This is a genomic window from Chryseobacterium soldanellicola (assembly GCF_900100115.1).
Taxonomy (GTDB): domain Bacteria; phylum Bacteroidota; class Bacteroidia; order Flavobacteriales; family Weeksellaceae; genus Chryseobacterium; species Chryseobacterium soldanellicola.
Window position 1 is genome coordinate 771,115 of sequence record NZ_FNKL01000003.1, and the last position, 20,224, is coordinate 791,338.

Here is a 20,224-nt window from a genome sequence, read left to right on the forward strand (position 1 = left end):
GATGTATAAATTTATATATATATTACTAATCTCTGCATTTATAATTTGCTGTAAGAATAAACCGAAGGAATGTAACACTGCAGAGCTACAGATAGAAAATCGATGGTATGAATTCAATGGAGGTATAAAGAATTTGAACATTAAAAATAGAAATGATATAATATTTATCTGTAAAAAAATAAACCAATTTTCTGAAGGAGAGGAGGTAATGGTAAACTATAATTATGGTTATATTACAATTTTTATCAATAATCAAAAAATAGATATGATTTTTACAGTTAAAAATGGTGTTGTTTACAACGTTGGTGTAGGAAAATATGTTTATGATGAAGAGCTTACTAATCGTATTATGAAATTGATGAAGATAAATAATCGTCAATGGCGTGTAGGCAATCTCTAATCCCATTACTTATCTTTTGGCTTTTCTTAATTTGTGTAGAAAAATAAACTGTTAAACCCATCGTAATACGATGGGTTTTAATTTAGATTCCGTTTCATTTATAAATGAAACGGAATTATAGCAGCTTTATAGTAAGTATCTACCTAAAACATTAAAGGTCATAACATAATCTCACCTAGCTTTTTATTTCAATTTATTCCTTAATCAATTTCTCATAAGATACACTTCCATCCTTTAAAGTAATTTCAAAATAATAGCTTCCTGATTTCAGATCAGAAACACTGATATTTTCTCCATTTACTTTTACAGATTTTACTTTTCTACCTGTTGACTCGTAAACGTCGATAGATTTTATTTTATCTGCATTTTTGAAATTAACTGTTTCTTTTGCAGGATTAGGGTAAAGAATTACTTTTTTGCTTTCTAGGGCTAAGTCATTTGTTCCTAAAGAAGCTGTCATAGTTAATGTACTATAATCTCTATTAGGTGGTGTGTGATTACTCAAAGTTAGGGTATTATTTCCTTTTGCGTAGAAAATACCAATTGATCCTGCCGCATTAGGAATTGCAGTATCTCCGGAGCCTCCATTTAAAGATCTTGTAGCAACAACAGTTCTTATACCTCCAGAAGTAGTATTAGATGTAACAGTCCAGTCCTGAGAAGCATCGGCAGAAGGTGTAATTCCTATTCCATTAAAAGTATAGTCTCTATTAGCAGAAGAATTATAGATAAACCCATCTGCTCCGGCCGCCATACCACTATTACCAAAACCGATTCCCATAAAAGAATTATCACTTCCCGTAAGTGTCATCGTCACTAAAGTTGGTGTAGTATCCAACTTTATTGTCATACCAGTAGTGCTGAGATTCACGACACCAGAGCTAAACTGTGCTCCTACAGCGCTTGCAAGAGCTAAACATAATGTTAGTAAAACTTTTTTCATATTTTAATTTTTTAGTAGGTTGATTATTTCTTTATTGTTTGTTTGTAACGCGTACTCGAATGGCGTCATTCCCATTGAGTCTTTTTTAGATTTGTCAGCTTTGTGCTTGATCAATAGTTCAATTAATTCTTTGTTTCCGAATTTTACAGCCCAGAATAAGGGTGTCGATCCTGTTGCATCCGCAATATTTGGGTCAGCGTTTTTATTGAGTAAACGCTCCACCAAGTCCTTATTATATTTTACAGAAAGACCAGCCAGCGCCGTACCTTCCTGACTTTTATAATTAACGTCTTTTACATTATCAATCAAAAACTTAGCCACTTCCACATTGCCTCTGTAACATGCCAGAATAAGTGGTGAAAAGCCACTTTCGTTGGTTTGGTTAATGATATTCGGATCTTTTTTCATTAATTCTTTAAGCTCTGTCACAGTTCCGGCTCTTGCAATATCAAAAACAGATTTTGCTTTTTCCTGAGCTGAAAAAGATGTAAAGCTTAATAAAAAGCTTACTATTAAGATAAAATTTTTCATTGTTTTACCATTACATAATTATATTCTACATTCACGGTTTCAGCAACTTTTTTCATAACCATTTTTGGAATCGTTACCTTATAATCTGCTGCTTTGGCCACAAAGCTTCCCTGCATGTAAATTTTTCCGTCCTTGGAATAAATTGTAGCTGCTGAAGTCACCGGTTTATCTACACCATGAAAGTTTAATGTCCCTTGAACGGTGTATTTCTGAGGGGAAGCTGTTAATTTCGTTTTATCAAAATTCGCAATCTTTCCTTTGAAAGTCGTTTTGGGGTATTTTGCTGTTTCTGCGTAGCTTTCATTGAAATGCTCTTCCATTAATTTTGTTTTAAAATGGAAATTTTTAACGACAGAAATAGAAGCCATATCTCCGGTATCGGCATTCAAAACAACAACATTGTTGTCATCCTGGGCAAATACATCTTCAAATAAAGGAACGGACGCCTCAAAGGTCACTTTTCCGTTTTTAGCCGAATATTTTTGAGCCGTAGCCAAATTACAGAAGAGTAAAGAAGCCATTATTAATACTAAATTTTTCATATTCTATTTTTCTGATTGAGTTAATTTTCAATAAGTCCATCGGCTTTCCATTTTACGAAAAGATTGATCTGGGTTGTTGATAATGCTCCGCCCTGAGGCATTTTTAGGGGATCGCCATTTGGTCTTCCGATCCTGTCGATAATATTGTCGATATTATTTTTTACCTGATCATAGCTTGTCCATGCCTGCGGACCCGGCCCTCCCGGAGAATGGCAGCTGATACAATTCGCATCAATAATAGGTTTGATATCGGTATTGTATTTCACCTGCTGAGTAATGGGAGTATTATCAGAAATCTCTTCGTAGGTTCTGCTTTCACATGAAGTAAGAAAAGCGAAACCTGATATGATACATAAAAACTTTTTCATCTTAAAATACTCTATAAAGGTTAAACCCAAAGAAAATCTGTCCTTTTTCCCATTTTCCGGTTGCATTTGTGAGATAGCCGATATCGGAATTAAGCTGAGAATTGGTAAATAAAAGCTGGAAAACATGGCCTCCGGTTTCTATATCCATTCCTAAAGACAAAGGATTTTTGTAAAAGCTGTGATTATCAAAATTCACAAAATACTCTGCATTAATGGAGATTCTTTTAGAGATTTTGTAGCGTCCGCCAAGTCCTGTCAAAAATTGATTTTTATCTTCAATATTCGGATCATAAAGGTTTTTATGAACATACGAAGGCGTCAATTGTAAAGAAAAATCATCACTGAATCTTCTTGAAATCAGAGCCTGGGTAAGATAAGAAAGTCGATCTCCGAATTTAAGATGCGGATAATTGTCTGTGCTGAGATCTGTATTCAGCGCCAAAACATTATATCCGACAATATCTACCGGGAAATTCTCGCTTTGCTTTACGAGCCTGTATTTTGCACCGCCTTCAAAAGTTTTCAGATTGGTTTCCCTGGAAAGACTTAGTGAAAGCCAGTCAGTCGCGCCATAAATAACCCCCAACTTGGTTGAAGCATCATCCAGACCGAAGAAATCCTTAAAGCCTTTGCTTACATCCCCAAAACGATGCGCTACGACAATGTACCAGTCTTTTTTTGCTGCCAGCTTTGTGGATTGTCCCGTGACGATCTGCAGTGCCTTAAATGCAGGCTGCGTGTTTTCGGTGTTTGTTTTAATGGTGTCAATATCCTTCAGCAGGTCTTCTTGAGAAAAAGCAAGACCTGAAGCTAACATTGACAAAAATAAGAGAGTTTTTGTCATACACATTTTTATTAAAATATTTAGTATAGCAAACTTATAGAGTTATCAATTCATAATCGTGTGATAAAAGTCACCTACTATATAGTTTTTATCAATCATACTATTAAAAAAGCTAAACATTTTTTATTAGAACTGTCTAACATTTTCATTTTCAAGGATTTTTATTCCTTCTTTGGTCTGGGAAATTTCTCCTTCATTTTCAATTTTTTTCAAAACCCGGCTTACAACTTCCCTTGAAGTTCCCAAATTATTGGCAATTTCTTTATGAGTAAGCTTTACGGGATTATTCCCTGTAATCAAGATCTGCTGTTTGATATAATTTAAAACTCTTTTATCAAGCTTATGGAATACGGCATCATTTACCATATTCATTACATCAGAAAAGCGTTTGTCGTATTCGTTATAAAAAACTCTGTTGATTTCAGGAAATTTAATGAGCCAGTCATGCATCACAGAAACAGGGATCAACATCACTTCAGAATCTTCTTCAGTTGTTGCATACACCTTACTTGTATAATCACTAAAAATTGAGGCAAAAGTCATGAGGCAGCTGTCATGAGGCCGTACATAATAGTAGATCAACTCCCTGCCGTCGTTCAGAGAATATACTTTTATAGAACCGCTTATTAGGAAAGGCACAAATTTGTTCTTTTGCCCTTCTCTGGTAATTTCAGTTTTACCTTTTATATTGGTAATGATAGCGTGCTTTTGAAGTTCATTCGTAAAATCGCTGCCTAAGAAACCAAATTTATTAAGAATAAACTGATTGTTTATCACATCCATTGTATCAAAATTTATAAACAAATATATAAAATTGAACAATTGCTGTGGTATTTTTTTAAACTATTAAAAATATTTAATAATTATTGAGGAAATTAGCATTAAATCTTACTTAAATGCTTAATACATTTAACCTGAATATTAAAAAAATGATATCAAATTTCCACTATTATTTCACCATAAAAGGAACTTTTATTACTGAATTTCACAAAAAAATGCCCCAATCGAAATTGAGGCATCTTTTATTTATGATAAGAAAAATCTTATGCTTGAACGTTGTTTCCACCTAATACGAAAGGCTCAACTTCTTTGATTTCTCCAAATTGCTGCTCGTAATTAGTGATATTTTGTTGAAGAGCAGATAAAACTCTCTTAGCGTGAAGTGGAGCAAGAATGATTCTTGATCTTACTTTAGCTTGTTGTACCCCCGGCATTAATTGGATAAAATCTACTACAAACTCAGATGGAGAGTGGTTTACTAATGCTAAATTAGCGTAAACTCCTGCAGCTACCATTTCGTTTAATTCGATGTTGATGTTCCCGTCTTGTGGGTTTTGATTTTGATTGTCCATTGTCTAAATTATATTTTTTTATAAAATTCGAAATTTGAGATTGTGAAAGTATAAAAATAATTTCAAACCTCAAATTTCAAATCATTAATTTTAGTTAAGGTCTTCGAATTCTTTTTTAGAACCTACGATTACATTTTGGTATTCTTTAAGACCTGTACCTGCAGGGATTCTGTGTCCTACAATTACATTTTCTTTAAGACCACTCAAGTAGTCTACCTTACCTGCAACCGCTGCTTCGTTAAGAACCTTAGTCGTTTCCTGGAATGATGCTGCAGACATGAATGACTTAGTTTGAAGAGCTGCTCTTGTAATACCTTGCAATACAGGCGTTGCTGTAGCTGGTAAAGCGTCTCTTACTTCTACTAAAGCTTGATCTTCACGCTTCAACTTAGAATTTTCGTCTCTTAATTCTCTCGCAGTGATCATCTGACCTGGCTTAAATTCTTTCGAATCACCGGCATCTGTAACTACTTTAAGACCGAATACTCTGTTGTTTTCCTCCAAGAAATCATATTTATGTTCAAGAGCCCCTTCAAGGAACTGAGTATCACCTCCGTCAACGATAGATACTTTTGTCATCATCTGTCTTACGATGATTTCGAAGTGCTTGTCGTCGATTTTTACCCCTTGTAAACGGTAAACTTCCTGAATTTCATTTACTAAATATTCCTGAACTGCAGTTGGGCCTTTAATTCTTAAGATATCTTCCGGAGTAATTGAACCGTCAGAAAGCGGAGAACCAGCTCTTACGAAGTCATTCTCCTGAACCAGGATCTGGTTTGATAATTTAACTAAATAAATTTTTCTTTCCCCGGTTTTAGCCTCAACGATCAATTCTCGGTTACCTCTCTTGATTTTTCCGTAAGAAACTACCCCATCGATTTCTGTAACAACCGCCGGGTTTGAAGGGTTTCTTGCTTCGAATAATTCGGTAACTCTCGGAAGACCTCCGGTGATATCCCCTGCTTTTGCAGATTTTCTCGGGATTTTAATTAAAACTTTACCAGCCTTAATTTTTTCACCATCGTTTACCATTAAGTGGGCTCCTACCGGTAAGTTGTATGCTTTCTGCTCAACCCCTTTAGAATCTACCACCTTCAGGGTAGGTACGGCTTTCTTATTTCTAGATTCAGAGATTACTTTCTCTTCGAATCCTGTCTGTTCGTCAATTTCCAATTGGAATGAAATACCCTGGATGATATCTTCATATTCTACCTTACCGGCAGTTTCTGCAATGATAACCGCGTTATACGGATCCCACTTACAGATCACATCTCCTTTTTTCACTTTATCACCTGGTTTTACAGCTAATATAGATCCGTAAGGTACGTTAGCGATCATTAATGGAGTTCTGGACTCGTTATCAGCAACCAATCTGAATTCCGTAGAACGGGAAACCACTACCTCAGCAGTGTTACCGCTTTCATCTTCAGAAGTAATTGTTCTTACCTCATCCATTTCAACGATACCGTCTCTTCTTGCCACGATTGAAGGGTTTTCAGAAACGTTACCTGCAGTACCCCCTTGGTGGAAGGTTCTCAATGTTAACTGAGTTCCCGGCTCACCAATAGATTGTGCACCGATTACACCTACCGCTTCACCCATGTGAATTACTTTACCTGTTGCTAAGTTTCTACCGTAGCATTTCGCACAGATACCTTTCTTAGCTTCACAAGTTAATGGTGAACGAACTTCAACGGCTTCTAATCCGGCTTCTTCAATTCTCTTAGCCAACGTTTCGTTGATGATCTGATCTGCTTCAGCAATTAACTCATCAGATTCAGGATCATAGATATTATGTAATGAAACTCTACCTAAAATTCTTTCAGAAATTCTTTCAACGATTTCGTCATTTTTCTTCAGTGCAGTAACTTCAGTACCTCTTAAAGTTCCACAGTCTGCTTCTGTAACGATAACATCCTGCGCAACGTCTACCAATCTTCTGGTTAAGTAACCGGCATCGGCAGTTTTAAGGGCGGTATCCGCAAGACCTTTACGCGCACCGTGAGTAGAGATAAAATACTCAAGGATCGAAAGACCTTCCTTAAAGTTGGCAAGAATCGGGTTTTCGATGATCTCCGCACCGGTAGAACCAGCTTTTTGCGGTTTCGCCATCAAACCTCTCATCCCTGATAACTGACGGATCTGTTCCTTAGAACCCCTCGCCCCGGAATCAAGCATCATATATACAGAGTTGAATCCACCTTGGTCGACTTTCATTCTGCTCATGATCATTTCAGTTAATCCTGCGTTGGTGTTTGTCCAAACGTCAATTACCTGGTTATAACGTTCTGTATCTGTGATTAGACCCATGTTATAGTTGGCTCTAATTTCGTCAACAGTTTCGATTGAGCTGGCAATCATTTTCTTTTTCTCAACAGGAACCACGATGTCACCTAATGAGAATGAAAGACCTCCCTTGAATGCATTAGAATATCCTAAATCTTTCATTGCATCCAGGAACTTCACTGTTGTAGGGAAATCTGTATCATCAAGTACTCTACCGATAATATTTCTTAAAGATTTCTTAGTAAGAAGCTCATTAATATATCCTGACTGTTTAGGTACAATCTGGTTGAATAAGATTCTACCTACTGTAGTTTCGATTAATCTTGTTACTAATTCTCCGTTTTCTTTAACAGGTAATCTACATCTTACTTTAGCGTTTAAAGAAACTTTTCCTTCAGCATAAGCGATTTCCGCTTCCTCAGGAGAATAGAATGCAAGACCTTCTCCTTTTACTTTCATATCTTCTGTAGAGCTCAATTCTTTAGTCATGAAATAAAGACCAAGAACCATGTCCTGAGAAGGTACCGTAATTGGAGAACCGTTTGCAGGGTTCAAAATATTTTGAGAACCTAACATCAATAACTGAGCTTCAAGGATCGCTTCAGGGCCTAACGGTAAGTGTACCGCCATCTGGTCACCATCGAAATCGGCGTTGAAGGCTGTTGTTACTAACGGGTGTAGTTGGATCGCTTTACCCTCAATCATCTTAGGTTGGAAAGCCTGAATACCCAATCTGTGAAGCGTAGGTGCTCTGTTTAATAAAACAGGGTGACCTTTCATCACGTTTTCAAGGATATCATAAACTACCGGTTCTTTTCTATCAATAATTCTCTTTGCAGATTTTACTGTTTTTACAATCCCTCTTTCAATTAGTTTTCTAATGATAAATGGTTTGTACAATTCCGCAGCCATATCTTTAGGAATACCACATTCGTGAAGCTGTAAGTTTGGACCTACAACAATTACGGAACGCGCAGAGTAATCTACCCTTTTACCTAATAAGTTCTGACGGAAACGACCTTGCTTACCTTTCAATGAATCAGAAAGTGATTTCAATGGTCTGTTTGATTCAGATTTTACGGCTGAAGATTTTCTTGTATTATCGAATAATGAATCTACTGATTCCTGAAGCATACGCTTCTCGTTTCTCAAGATTACTTCAGGAGCTTTGATCTCCAATAATCTCTTCAAACGGTTGTTTCTGATAATAACTCTTCTATAAAGGTCATTCAAATCGGAAGTTGCGAAACGCCCACCATCCAACGGAACCAATGGTCTCAGCTCTGGTGGTATAACCGGAAGCACACGCATAATCATCCACTCAGGCTTGTTGATCATTCTTGTATTAGCACCTCTCAATGCTTCTACAACGTTCAATCTTTTTAAAGCCTCAGTTCTTCTTTGTTTTGAACCTTCGTTGTGAGCTTTGTGTCTCAAATCGAAAGACAAGGCATCAAGATCGATTCTTTTTAACAGATCTTCAACAGCTTCAGCACCCATTCTGGCGATGAATTTGTTTGGATCAGAATCATCAAGATACTGGTTTTCAACAGGAAGAGTTTCCATGATATCAAGGTACTCTTCTTCAGTTAAAAATTCCATGCTTTCAAAATCAGAACCGTCTAATTTTTTAGCAATACCCTGTTGGATCACTACATATCTTTCGTAGTAGATGATCATATCTAATTTCTTAGAAGGAATTCCTAAAAGGTAACCGATTTTGTTTGGTAAAGAACGGAAATACCAGATGTGAGCGATAGGAACTACCAAATTGATGTGCCCGATTCTCTCTCTTCTTACTTTCTTCTCCGTAACTTCTACTCCACAACGGTCACAAACGATCCCCTTGTAACGAATTCTCTTGTATTTACCACAAGCACATTCGTAATCCTTTACAGGACCGAAGATTTTTTCACAGAACAACCCGTCTCTCTCAGGCTTGTGCGTTCTGTAGTTAATAGTTTCCGGCTTTAAAACCTCCCCTCTTGAGTCTTGTAAAATAGACTCCGGTGAAGCTAAACCGATGGTTATTTTATTAAATCTACTTGATTTATTTTTATTTGACATTTTTTAGATTTTAGATTTTGGATTATAAATTTTGGATTTAAATTCTGAATTAATTCAAAATTCAACATTCAAAATTTAAAATTATTCCTCTAGTCTTACATCAAGTCCAAGTCCTTGTAACTCGTGAAGTAATACATTGAATGATTCCGGAATACCTGGTTCAGGCATTGCTTCACCTTTCGCGATAGCTTCATAAGTTTTTGCTCTACCAATCACGTCATCTGACTTCACGGTTAAAATTTCTCTCAGGATATTTGATGCTCCGAATGCTTCAAGAGCCCAAACCTCCATCTCTCCGAATCTCTGACCACCGAACTGAGCTTTACCTCCTAACGGCTGCTGAGTAATCAATGAGTAAGGTCCGATAGAACGTGCGTGCATTTTGTCATCTACCATGTGTCCTAATTTCAGCATGTAGATCACACCTACTGTAGCCGGCTGAGTAAATCTTTCCCCGGTACCACCATCATAAAGGTGAGTGTTACCGAATTTAGGAAGACCTGCTTTTTCTGTGTACTCAGTGATCTGATCAAGCGTAGCTCCATCGAAGATTGGTGTAGCGAACGTCATTCCTAATTTCTGACCAGCCCATCCAAGAACTGTTTCATAAATCTGTCCGATGTTCATACGAGAAGGTACTCCAAGTGGATTCAAAACGATATCTACCGGTGTTCCGTCTTCAAGGAATGGCATATCTTCTTCACGAACGATTCTCGAAACGATACCTTTGTTACCGTGACGTCCTGCCATTTTATCCCCTACATTCAGCTTACGTTTTTTAGCAATATAAACTTTAGCCAGCTTCATGATACCTGCAGGAAGCTCATCACCGATAGAAATTGCGAATTTCTCACGGTTTTTAACCCCTTGAATATCATTGAACTTGATTTTATAATTGTGAATTAATTGTTTGATTAATTCATTCTTATCGTTATCAACTGTCCAGTCTGCACCGCTTACATTTACGTAATCTTCAACTGAAGTCAATAATTTGTGAGTGAATTTTACCCCTTTACCGATAATTTCTTCATCTAAGTCATTGGTAACTCCCTGAGAAGTTTTACCGCTAACTAAAGTGTTTAATTTTTCGATTAAAGTATTTCTCAATTCATCAAACTTAGCCTTGTAAGTGTTTTCAATCTCTTCAAGCTTAAGTTTTTCTTCAGTTCTTTTCTTTTTGTCCTTAATATTTCTGGAGAACAATTTTTTGTTGATCACAACACCTCTTAATGAAGAATCTGCTTTTAATGAAGCATCTTTTACATCACCGGCTTTGTCACCAAAGATCGCTCTCAAAAGTTTTTCTTCAGGAGTCGGGTCAGATTCACCTTTTGGAGTGATCTTACCGATCATAATATCTCCAGGCTTCACTTCAGCACCTATTCTGATCATCCCGTTTTCGTCAAGATCTTTTGTAGCTTCTTCAGAAACGTTTGGAATATCTGCTGTCAATTCTTCCATACCTAATTTAGTATCACGAACTTCCAGAGAATACTCATCCACGTGGATTGAAGTAAACCAGTCTTCACGTACAACTTTTTCATTGATTACAATTGCATCCTCAAAGTTGTATCCTTTCCAAGGCATGAAGGCAACCACTAAGTTTCTACCAAGAGCCAATTCTCCGTTTTCAGTAGCATAACCGTCGCAAAGCACCTGTCCTTTCTGCACTGTTTCCCCTACTCTTACGTTTGGTCTAAGTGTAATGGTTGTACTCTGGTTGGTTTTTCTAAACTTAGTTAAGTTATATGTTTTAGTAGCAGACTCGAATTGTACTAAATCTTCGTCTTCGCTTCTTTCATATTTAATAACAATTCTGTCGGCATCTACGTATTCTACGATACCAGTACCTTCAGCATTGATCAAAATTCTAGAATCTTTCGCAACTTGCTGTTCCAGACCTGTACCTACGATTGGAGCTTGTGGCTTCAATAGAGGAACTGCCTGACGCATCATGTTTGAACCCATCAACGCACGGTTCGCATCATCATGCTCCAAGAATGGAATTAATGAAGCTGAAATACCAGAAATCTGGTTTGGTGCAACGTCGATAAGGTTAACCTGAGATGGCTCAACTACCGGGTAGTCACCATCTAGTCTTGCAATAATTCTGTCTGTTAAGAATTCACCGTTATCATTCAACTCAACGTTTGCCTGAGCAATTACTTTGTCTTCTTCGTCTTCTGCATTCAGATAAATAGGATCAGCAGTAAGATCAATTTTACTATCTTCTACTTTTCTATATGGAGTTTCGATGAAACCTAGTCTGTTGATTTTAGCATAAATACCTAAAGATGAAATCAAACCGATGTTTGGTCCTTCCGGAGTTTCAATCGGGCAAATTCTTCCGTAGTGAGTATGGTGAACGTCACGCACCTCAAAACCTGCTCTTTCTCTTGATAAACCACCAGGCCCTAGTGCAGAAAGTCTACGCTTGTGCGTGATTTCTGATAGCGGGTTGGTTTGGTCCATAAACTGAGAAAGCTGGTTGGTACCGAAGAACGAGTTGATTACAGATGTTAAAGTTTTAGCATTAACAAGATCTAGCGGAGTAAAGATTTCGTTATCTCTAACGTTCATTCTCTCCTTAATCGTTCTTGCAATTCTTGAAAGACCTACACCGAACTGTCCTGCCAATTGCTCACCAACAGTTTTAATTCTTCTGTTTGATAAGTGGTCAATATCATCAACCTCAGCTTTAGAGTTTACAAGCTCGATCAAGTGTCTTACGATCGCAATGATATCTTCTTTTGTAAGAACCTCAGTTGTAGTAGGGATATTAAGACCTAACTTTTTGTTTAGTCTGTAACGTCCAACTTCACCCAATGAATATCTTTGCTCAGAGAAGAATAATTTTTCAATAATTCCTCTTGCAGTTTCCTCATCTGGTGGATCTGCATTTCTTAACTGACGATAAATATACTCTACCGCTTCTTTTTCAGAGTTGGTAGGGTCTTTTTGTAAAGTGTTTTGAATGATAGAGAACTCGTTGCTGTTTTCTTTGTGAATCAAAATAGACTTCACACCAGCATCAAGAATAAGATCTAAATGTTCTTTTTCAAGAATCGTTTCTCTGTCTAGGATGATTTCGTTTCTTTCGATAGAAACAACCTCTCCTGTATCTTCGTCTACGAAATCCTCGAACCAAGTGTTCAATACTCTCGCAGCCAATGTTCTTCCTTCCACTTTTTTAAGGGCTGCTTTAGAAACCTTCACTTCTTCCGCAAGGTCGAAGATCTGAAGAATGTCTTTATCAGATTCAAATCCGATAGCTCTTAATAAAGTAGTTAATGGTAACTTTTTCTTACGGTCAATATACGCATACATTACGCTGTTGATATCCGTAGTAAATTCCATCCAAGATCCTTTGAAAGGGATAATTCTTGAATAATAAAGTTTGGTTCCGTTTGCGTGGTAAGTCTGTCCGAAGAATACACCAGGTGAACGGTGAAGCTGCGTAACAATAACTCTCTCAGCACCATTGATGATGAAAGATCCACTAGGCGTCATATAAGGAACCGGCCCTAAATATACATCCTGCACCACGGTCTGGAAATCCTCGTGCTCAGGGTCTGTACAATACAGTTTAAGTCTTGCTTTAAGAGGTACTGAATACGTCAATCCTCTTTCCACACACTCATCGATTGAATAACGTGGAGAATCTACCAAATAATCTAAGAATTCCAAAACGAATTGGTTTCTAGAGTCGGTAATCGGGAAATTTTCCTGGAAGGTCTTATACAAACCTTCACTTCTTCTGTCTTCAGGAAGTGTATCAAGCTGGAAAAACTCACTAAAAGACTCAATTTGGATATCCAAGAAGTCCGGAGTAATAATTTTTCCTTTCGCTGAAGAGAAATTAATTCTCTGATTTCCCCTAGTTGTTGCTGTTGTTTTACTCATAAAACTTTTAAAGAAAGGGTTAAAAAATATTTTGATTTTATTAAAAAATATCAGAAAGAAGAAAAAGAGGTCAGATAAAAGAAAAAAGACTTAATAATGTTTGGCGCTATTAGAAAATGTCTTCATTTTTTTCTCTTGATTCTCAGAATCTTATTCCTAACTGCAACGCTGGTATATCTTTTCACAGCGTAATGCAAAATATTTTTATTACTTTTGAGGCAGAATTCGCCGCAATATCTATATACACGAAAGCCCTTTCATCTTCATGAAAGAGTTGACTTTTAGTATTTTATAGATTTACAAACAATTTTTCGCGCCAAAAGAGACTGCAAATTTACAAAAACTTATCCACATTCACAAATAAATCACTATTGTTGTACTATTCATTTATTGTTGAATAAAAAAATCACTTGCTATTATGCAATAAAAAAGCCTGAACAATTTGTTCAGGCTTCATATTTTAAAGGTAAATTGAATTATTTCAATTCTACTTCAGCACCAGCTTCTTCTAATTGCTTCTTAAGAGCTTCAGCTTCGTCTTTAGAGATACCAGTTTTGATTGGAGCAGGAGCACCGTCTACGATATCTTTAGCTTCTTTAAGACCAGCACCAGTTAAATCTTTTACCAATTTAACGATGGCTAATTTAGAAGCACCTGCAGACTTAAGAATTACGTCGAATTCAGTCTTTTCTTCAGCAGCTTCTCCACCACCTGCAGCAACTACTACAGCAGCAGCAGCTGGCTCAATTCCGTACTCATCCTTAAGGATAGTAGCTAATTCGTTTACGTCTTTTACCGTTAAGTTTACTAGCGTTTCAGCTAAATTTTTTAAATCTGACATTGTTGTAATGTTTTTGTTGATTATTTATTTAATTTTTTGAGTGTAATTATTCAGCACTTGGAGTTTCTTCCGTGCTTTCTGCAGCAGGAGCTTCCGGAGCCGCCTCAGCAGGAGTTTCTTCTACAGCAGGCGCAGCAGCTTCTTCAGCTTTAGCTTCTACTGTTTCAGGTTTGTTTTGAAGAGCAGAAACAACTCTTTGGATTGGAGATTGAAGTAATCCGATGATTTCTCCGATCATTTCTTCTCTAGACTTGATGTTCGCAAGTGCAGCTAAGTTTTCGTCTCCAACGTAGAATGTTTCCTGAACAAAAGCTGATTTTAAAGCAGGCTTTTCTTCTTTTTTTCTGAATCCCTGGATTAATTTTGCCGGACCGTTTGCAGTCTCAGAAACCATTAATGCAGAGTTTCCTTTAAAAGTCTGGAACATTTCAGAGTAATCTACTCCTTCCATTTGTTCCATTGCTTTTTGTAAAAGCGTATTTTTTACCACTTTTACTTTGATATTTTGTTTGAAAGCCTGTCTTCTGAATTCTGAAGACTTAGCAGCGTTCAATCCGTCTAGATCTGCTACGTATACTACTTTTGCATCCTGAAGCAAGTCTTTGATCTCTTGTATTGCTACAACTTTTTGGTCTTTTGTCATTGTCTTAAGGATTTATATTAGTTAACAGATTTAGTATCAATTGCAATACCCGGGCTCATTGTAGAAGACAAATAAATGCTTTTTACATATGTTCCTTTAGCAGCAGTTGGTTTCATTTTGATCAATGTAGAAATTAATTCCTGAGCATTCTCCTTGATTTTAGCAGCATCGAAAGATACTTTACCAATACCAGCGTGGATAATACCGTATTTATCTACTTTGAAATCAATTTTACCTGCTTTCACTTCAGTTACTGCTTTACCAATTTCCATAGTTACAGTACCTGATTTAGGGTTAGGCATTAAACCTCTTGGTCCTAAAACTCTACCTAAAGGTCCTAGTTTACCCATAACAGCCGGCATGGTAACGATAACGTCAACATCTGTCCAACCGTCTTTTATTTTTTGTAAATACTCGTCAAGACCTACATAATCAGCACCTGCTTCTTTAGCTTCAGCTTCTTTATCCGGAGTTACCAAAGCCAAAACTTTAATATCTTTACCAGTACCGTGTGGAAGAGATACAACACCTCTTACCATTTGGTTTGCTTTTCTTGGATCTACACCTAATCTTACAGCGATATCTACAGAAGCGTCAAACTTTGCAGTGTTTACTTCTTTTACAAGAGCAGAACCTTCTTCAAGGTTGTAAATTCTACCTTTTTCTACTTTGCTTAAAGCTTCTTTTTGCTTTTTAGTTAATTTTGCCATTTCAATAAGTTTTAAGCGTTAGTTGGTTTAGTTCCTGTTACTCTTAATCCCATAGATCTTGCAGTACCTGCAACCATAGAAATAGCTGAATCCATTGTAAAGCAGTTAAGGTCTGCCATTTTATCTTCAGCGATTTTTTTCACCTGATCCCAAGATACAGCACCTACTTTGTTTCTGTTTGGTTCTCCGGATCCTCCTTTGATTTTAGCCGCATCCATTAATTGAATTGCTGCAGGTGGAGTTTTAATTACGAATTCAAAAGATTTGTCTTCGTACACTGTAATTACTACAGGTAAAACTTGCCCTGGCTTATCCTGAGTTCTTCCGTTAAATTGTTTACAAAACTCCATGATGTTCACACCTGCAGAACCCAATGCCGGGCCTACTGGTGGAGAAGGGTTGGCAGCGCCACCTTTCACCTGAAGTTTTACCATTTTAAAGACTTTTTTAGCCATTTTTTGTTTTTTAAAATTGAATAATTAATGAGTTTGGAAGCATTTATTATTCAGCAGATTTACCGACTCACATACAGCAAACCTACTTTTCGGACTGCAAAATTATGAAATATTTTTGAATTAGCAAACGGATGCTGCTGATTTTTAGAAGATTTAATTAATTTTATTTTAATTAAAGATAAAAACCTTTCTTATCAAAGCTGATAAGAAAGGATCACACAGATGTTTAGAAAAAAAAATATTATAATATCTTGTTTATTACGAATCGTGAAGAAGATTTATCAATCTTAAGATCGCTTAGAGAGCCGACCATATTGCTTGTACCATACGTTAAAAACTGCAACGTAATTTTCTGCCCGGCCTTCAGCCATAATGTAGAATTGGCAACTAAAAAGAATAAATTAGCATTTGTCCCGGGATTTTTTGCACCTCTGAATATTACATTATGAGCGGTTGAAACCCTGCCGCCATCGACAACAATCGCTGTAAAGGCATCTCCGGAAGTCCCGTCAAAAACGCCGGACCCACTTTGAGGGGTAATAAAGCCACAGACGCCATACATAAAATAAAGACCATCTTTAGGTATTGTAAATTCACCTGTTGAAGGATCATAAGAATTCATGGCATCATATTGCTCATTCAGCTTTAAGGTTGTAAATTCATTATCATTCCAGTCATTGTCTGCAGAAAGAGTAGCCCCACTTTTAGCATCCAGAATTCTGTTTCCGGAGTCATTAACTGAAAATCCTTCTCCACCTGCAAGTTTTATCACCCCGTTGTTATCTGCCACTAATAATTTATCTGATCCTGTGCCTATCGTACTGTTTATATCTCTTATCCTTAAATTTCCGTTTGCCAAATCGAGACGTTCCGTAGGATTTGTCGTCCCAACTCCTACCGATATCGTACCCTGCCCTATTCCTGTACTTGCATTAACTATAAAATCGTTGGATTGCTGGACTATAGAAGGAACTCCGGTTTTAGGATTGTCTTTGCCTCCGTCTATGTGAAATATACCTTGTGGATTGGTTGTATTTATCCCTACTTGTGCGTTTAATAAGCAATAAAAGCAAACTATAGTCACCGTCAATAATTTTTTCACCATGTATTTTTGTTTTTTAAATTTCAACAAATGTAGAAATATGCAATATTCAAACAAAATAATGATAAAGTATTTTTCAAAAAAATATTTTGAAAATCTAATTCATCCTAAAATTAATTATATGATTATTCCAAAACAGAAAATATAAAAAGCAATTTGCTGATTTTCACTTAAATATGAAATAGATTTTAATTTAAAAACAGATTATTTTTCCATTGTATGTGAAATTTTAAAATCAAAAATTAATTCTATAATTTAAAATAAATGCTTAAAAAATTACTCACTCTAAATTGAAAATAAATTAATTATCTGATGCGTAAAATAAAAAATACCGCTTTTCAGCAGTCTTTAAATTTTATCTATAAAGTAATTATTATACTTTTTCTACTTGCATATAGCTTAAATCCATTGGAGTTTTTCAACCATATATAAACAGAAATTTCCATTCTTCAAATAACTTTATAAGCAAAATAAACACTTTGCCATACTATTCTTTAATAAACTTTTCACTTCTTATTTCTTTTTCTATCATCATTTTAATGATATAATTTCCTTTAAGCAGATCACTTACATCAATGGATGTATCTGCATGTTTTATATCTTTTACCATTCTGCCATCCATTGTATAGATCTTGATATCATACATTTTCTTTTCCGACTTTATGTAAAGTACATTTTTCACAGGATTCGGATAAAGTATAAAGTTTTCTTTAGCAGTTGTCTCGGAAGTTGCTAACGGAGGAGCACAGGTTGCATTATAAATATCACCTGTAATAGTCCATCCTTTGCTTAGTAAAATATTTCTGGCAGCAACCGCATTAGAAGAATACTTTAATGGGGCCGCATTTCCTAAATTAATATTATTAGCTGTATTAGAATTATTTGCCCATCCTATTAATGTATTGTCATAATTGACACAGGAAAGCCCTGATAAAGAAAACATGTCATTAGCTGAATTAAATGAATTTAGTTTTGATAAATTCCAATTTTCTAAAGATTGATTAAAAGCGGTAGCATTAGAAAACATATACCCCATATTTAAGACATTTCCTGTATTCCAATTTCCTATAAACTGATTAAAAGAAGTAGCATTGTTAAACATACTATTCATATTTGAAACATTTGCTGTATTCCAGTTTCCTATAGGTTGATTAAATGAAGTGGCGTTGTTAAACATGCTGCTCATAACCGTAACATTTACTGTATTCCAGTTTCCAATAGGCTGATTAAAAGATGTAGCATTGGCAAACATGTGATTCATAATGGTAACATGACTTGTATTCCAGTTTCCTATGGGTTGATTAAATGCAGCGGCATTAGAAAACATATCATTTAATAAATAAACATTCCCCAAGTCCCAATTTTCTAAGGGTTGATTAAAAGAAACTGCATTTAAAAATAATCCGTTCATATACAAAACATTTCCTACATCCCAATTTCCTATGGGCTGATTAAATGATGATGCATTATAAAACATTCCGGTCATATTGGTAACATTGCTTGTATCCCAGTTTCCTATGGGCTGATTAAAAGCTGCAGCTCCGGTAAACATACTATTCATAGTAGTAACATTGCTTGTATCCCAGTTTGACAGAGACTGATTAAAAAGAGGATCAAAGCAAAACATAAGGCTCATATTTGTTATTGAACCCGTATCCCATGCATTAAAACTTGCATTACCAACAAGACTACTACAATCCCGAAACATTTGGGAACAATCTGAGACATTGGTAAGATTGGGAACATCAGTGGCAGTGACATCTAATTCCGAACAATAGAAAAATGCACTGGTCATAGTTGTCCAGACGATATTGCCCCATTGAGATACCTGAATGATTTTTTTGATATCACCTACATAGCCATTATCAAAAAATTTAATTTGAGAAAAGCTGCCGTTACCATTGCTTATTTTTACAATATATGTTGCATCAGCCGGAACAGGATTATTAGGTGTTCCAAAATCGATCAGTACAGGATTTCCAATTGTTGAAGTAATATGGTTCAAATTCCCTGAATGTACTGGATAGCCAACTTCTTCCCAATAAATATTGTAATCGGTTCCTTTCCCTGAAAACTTAATCTGTGTGGAAGTTGTATTCAGGCTACCCATTGTAGGATTAGCGGGTTTCCAGACAGTGATAAATTCATTCTGAGCTTTTAATGATGAAAAAAATATCATAAAAGCAAAAAGTAAAAATCTTGCTTCCATTAGAAATATGTATACAACTAAGGTACAATATAAAATAGAAACAATGAACGTAAAATACTGATTATTAGAAATATATTCTTATTTTATTCTTTTTCACAAGCATACATCAAGCAGTTTCTGTGTTTTCTTTAATAATTTCACTGGCAGAAGTAATACAAATTAATCATAATTACACTTATTGTTTAATTATTTTCTGAATCTTTATTCCTCCCTTTGTTTGTAACTTAAAAAAATACATGCCAGCGGAAAGTCCTGAAACATCCACTTGGGTAGCAGAGTCTTTCAATACGATATCCATTACTTTTTTCCCTGTAGAATCATACAACTCAGCTTTCGTAGGTGACTTAATATCAGACTTTATTGTTATAAAATCCTTTGCTCTGGTGGGAAAAACACTAACATTACTTTGCTGTTGCGATTCACTGGTGGCAAGTACATTACCAATAGTAATATTTTTTTGAATGGAGTTATTGTCAGCTCCGGTTACGGTAACTACATAATTACCTGGTGAAAGATTAGTTGCTATTGCTGCATTACCTCCATTTGGCGACCATGAGTATATATATGGAGAAACACTACCACTTGGTGTTGCCAATGCAGTACCATCATTACAGGTCCCGCATGTAGCATCTGTTACCGCAACTGCTACATTTATTGAAGTGGTACCATTACCGCTTAATCCAGTCAATGGACAAAAACCGCTAAATCCATACGAAATCCAATTTCCAGTTGAAAATGATGGAGGATTTGGGCTTGTATTCAACGAACTGGTATAATTTATGTCGTAAGCACCTTGCCAACCTTGCGTAACCCATCTTGAAGTAGTGGCATCCCAAAAAATCTTTAGGTTGAAACCGTTTCCAGGGGTAGTTCCAATGTATGAATTTCTTGAATTTTGTATTCCACTAAAATTAATACTTTGTGGTCCGCAGCTTGTACTTACTGCAATAGTTTGAGCTTTCAGGGTACCAAAGAGCAACAATGTATAAAAAGAAAAAAAATAAAGTGTCTTTTTCATAATAGA

The 20,224-nt window shown here is 36.0% G+C and carries 17 protein-coding genes; 1 reads left to right on the forward strand and 16 read right to left on the reverse strand.

Annotated features, from left to right (window positions below; all coding sequences use genetic code 11):
* Position 1 precedes the first annotated feature (1 nt).
* Complete coding sequence (locus tag BLT04_RS12995) at positions 2-400, forward strand: hypothetical protein (RefSeq protein ID WP_089756220.1); 399 nt, start codon at positions 2-4, stop codon at positions 398-400.
* A gap of 193 nt (positions 401-593) precedes the next feature.
* On the opposite strand, the gene BLT04_RS13000 is transcribed toward BLT04_RS12995, so the two are convergent.
* From BLT04_RS13000 to BLT04_RS13075, 16 genes are all read right to left on the reverse strand, one after another.
* Positions 594-1,250 carry a T9SS type A sorting domain-containing protein gene (locus tag BLT04_RS13000; RefSeq protein ID WP_228421946.1) on the reverse strand — a complete coding sequence of 219 codons (657 nt, stop codon included), beginning with the start codon at positions 1,248-1,250 and terminating at the stop codon, positions 594-596.
* A gap of 96 nt (positions 1,251-1,346) precedes the next feature.
* Complete coding sequence (locus tag BLT04_RS13005) at positions 1,347-1,874, reverse strand: ankyrin repeat domain-containing protein (protein ID WP_089756222.1); 528 nt, start codon at positions 1,872-1,874, stop codon at positions 1,347-1,349.
* Positions 1,871-2,416, reverse strand: coding sequence for a YceI family protein (locus BLT04_RS13010; RefSeq protein ID WP_089756223.1), 546 nt, complete (start codon positions 2,414-2,416; stop codon positions 1,871-1,873). The genes BLT04_RS13005 and BLT04_RS13010 overlap by 4 nt, the downstream gene beginning before the upstream one ends.
* Before the next feature lie 20 nt (positions 2,417-2,436).
* Entirely contained in the window at positions 2,437-2,784 is a 348-nt protein-coding gene (locus BLT04_RS13015) for a c-type cytochrome (protein WP_089756224.1), read from the reverse strand.
* 1 nt (position 2,785) lies between these two features.
* The gene (locus BLT04_RS13020) at positions 2,786-3,628 is read right to left on the reverse strand and encodes a DUF5777 family beta-barrel protein (protein ID WP_089756225.1); all 843 of its coding nucleotides are present in this window, start codon (positions 3,626-3,628) and stop codon (positions 2,786-2,788) included.
* A 126-nt stretch (positions 3,629-3,754) separates the two neighbouring features.
* Entirely contained in the window at positions 3,755-4,411 is a 657-nt protein-coding gene (locus BLT04_RS13025) for a Crp/Fnr family transcriptional regulator (protein WP_089756226.1), read from the reverse strand.
* Between the two features lie 260 nt (positions 4,412-4,671).
* Positions 4,672-4,980 carry a DUF3467 domain-containing protein gene (locus BLT04_RS13030; protein ID WP_089756227.1) on the reverse strand — a complete coding sequence of 103 codons (309 nt, stop codon included), beginning with the start codon at positions 4,978-4,980 and terminating at the stop codon, positions 4,672-4,674.
* Positions 4,981-5,070: 90 nt separating this feature from the next.
* The gene (gene rpoC / locus BLT04_RS13035; RefSeq protein ID WP_089756228.1) at positions 5,071-9,336 is read right to left on the reverse strand and encodes a DNA-directed RNA polymerase subunit beta'; all 4,266 of its coding nucleotides are present in this window, start codon (positions 9,334-9,336) and stop codon (positions 5,071-5,073) included.
* Positions 9,337-9,417: 81 nt separating this feature from the next.
* Positions 9,418-13,239 (reverse strand): DNA-directed RNA polymerase subunit beta, encoded by a 3,822-nt coding sequence (gene rpoB / locus BLT04_RS13040; RefSeq protein WP_089756229.1) that lies wholly within the window; start codon positions 13,237-13,239, stop codon positions 9,418-9,420.
* Positions 13,240-13,715: 476 nt separating this feature from the next.
* Complete coding sequence (gene rplL / locus BLT04_RS13045) at positions 13,716-14,081, reverse strand: 50S ribosomal protein L7/L12 (protein WP_007845452.1); 366 nt, start codon at positions 14,079-14,081, stop codon at positions 13,716-13,718.
* A gap of 46 nt (positions 14,082-14,127) precedes the next feature.
* Positions 14,128-14,724, reverse strand: coding sequence for a 50S ribosomal protein L10 (gene rplJ / locus BLT04_RS13050; RefSeq protein WP_089756230.1), 597 nt, complete (start codon positions 14,722-14,724; stop codon positions 14,128-14,130).
* A gap of 17 nt (positions 14,725-14,741) precedes the next feature.
* The gene (rplA, locus tag BLT04_RS13055) at positions 14,742-15,434 is read right to left on the reverse strand and encodes a 50S ribosomal protein L1 (protein ID WP_089756231.1); all 693 of its coding nucleotides are present in this window, start codon (positions 15,432-15,434) and stop codon (positions 14,742-14,744) included.
* 11 nt (positions 15,435-15,445) lie between these two features.
* Positions 15,446-15,889 carry a 50S ribosomal protein L11 gene (gene rplK, locus BLT04_RS13060; RefSeq protein ID WP_089756232.1) on the reverse strand — a complete coding sequence of 148 codons (444 nt, stop codon included), beginning with the start codon at positions 15,887-15,889 and terminating at the stop codon, positions 15,446-15,448.
* 241 nt (positions 15,890-16,130) lie between these two features.
* Positions 16,131-16,994, reverse strand: coding sequence for a hypothetical protein (locus BLT04_RS13065; protein ID WP_139166246.1), 864 nt, complete (start codon positions 16,992-16,994; stop codon positions 16,131-16,133).
* A gap of 484 nt (positions 16,995-17,478) precedes the next feature.
* A complete protein-coding gene (locus tag BLT04_RS13070; RefSeq protein WP_089756234.1) occupies positions 17,479-19,200 on the reverse strand; it encodes a BspA family leucine-rich repeat surface protein in 1,722 nt (573 codons plus the stop codon).
* A 175-nt stretch (positions 19,201-19,375) separates the two neighbouring features.
* Positions 19,376-20,218: a T9SS type A sorting domain-containing protein gene (locus BLT04_RS13075; protein WP_089756235.1), complete on the reverse strand. Its 843-nt coding sequence runs from the start codon at positions 20,216-20,218 to the stop codon at positions 19,376-19,378.
* Between the last annotated feature and the right edge of the window lie 6 nt (positions 20,219-20,224).

Excerpts from the sequence above, each read along its gene's own strand:
- BLT04_RS12995 (WP_089756220.1), top strand. The coding sequence starts at position 2 with ATGTATAAATTTATATATATATTACTAATCTCTGCATTTATAATTTGC.
- BLT04_RS13000 (WP_228421946.1), bottom strand. The coding sequence starts at position 1,250 with ATGACAATAAAGTTGGATACTACACCAACTTTAGTGACGATGACACTT.
- BLT04_RS13005 (WP_089756222.1), bottom strand. The coding sequence starts at position 1,874 with ATGAAAAATTTTATCTTAATAGTAAGCTTTTTATTAAGCTTTACATCT.
- BLT04_RS13010 (WP_089756223.1), bottom strand. The coding sequence starts at position 2,416 with ATGAAAAATTTAGTATTAATAATGGCTTCTTTACTCTTCTGTAATTTG.
- BLT04_RS13015 (WP_089756224.1), bottom strand. The coding sequence starts at position 2,784 with ATGAAAAAGTTTTTATGTATCATATCAGGTTTCGCTTTTCTTACTTCA.
- BLT04_RS13020 (WP_089756225.1), bottom strand. The coding sequence starts at position 3,628 with ATGACAAAAACTCTCTTATTTTTGTCAATGTTAGCTTCAGGTCTTGCT.
- BLT04_RS13025 (WP_089756226.1), bottom strand. The coding sequence starts at position 4,411 with ATGGATGTGATAAACAATCAGTTTATTCTTAATAAATTTGGTTTCTTA.
- BLT04_RS13030 (WP_089756227.1), bottom strand. The coding sequence starts at position 4,980 with ATGGACAATCAAAATCAAAACCCACAAGACGGGAACATCAACATCGAA.
- rpoC (WP_089756228.1), bottom strand. The coding sequence starts at position 9,336 with ATGTCAAATAAAAATAAATCAAGTAGATTTAATAAAATAACCATCGGT.
- rpoB (WP_089756229.1), bottom strand. The coding sequence starts at position 13,239 with ATGAGTAAAACAACAGCAACAACTAGGGGAAATCAGAGAATTAATTTC.
- rplL (WP_007845452.1), bottom strand. The coding sequence starts at position 14,081 with ATGTCAGATTTAAAAAATTTAGCTGAAACGCTAGTAAACTTAACGGTA.
- rplJ (WP_089756230.1), bottom strand. The coding sequence starts at position 14,724 with ATGACAAAAGACCAAAAAGTTGTAGCAATACAAGAGATCAAAGACTTG.
- rplA (WP_089756231.1), bottom strand. The coding sequence starts at position 15,434 with ATGGCAAAATTAACTAAAAAGCAAAAAGAAGCTTTAAGCAAAGTAGAA.
- rplK (WP_089756232.1), bottom strand. The coding sequence starts at position 15,889 with ATGGCTAAAAAAGTCTTTAAAATGGTAAAACTTCAGGTGAAAGGTGGC.
- BLT04_RS13065 (WP_139166246.1), bottom strand. The coding sequence starts at position 16,994 with ATGGTGAAAAAATTATTGACGGTGACTATAGTTTGCTTTTATTGCTTA.
- BLT04_RS13070 (WP_089756234.1), bottom strand. The coding sequence starts at position 19,200 with ATGGAAGCAAGATTTTTACTTTTTGCTTTTATGATATTTTTTTCATCA.
- BLT04_RS13075 (WP_089756235.1), bottom strand. The coding sequence starts at position 20,218 with ATGAAAAAGACACTTTATTTTTTTTCTTTTTATACATTGTTGCTCTTT.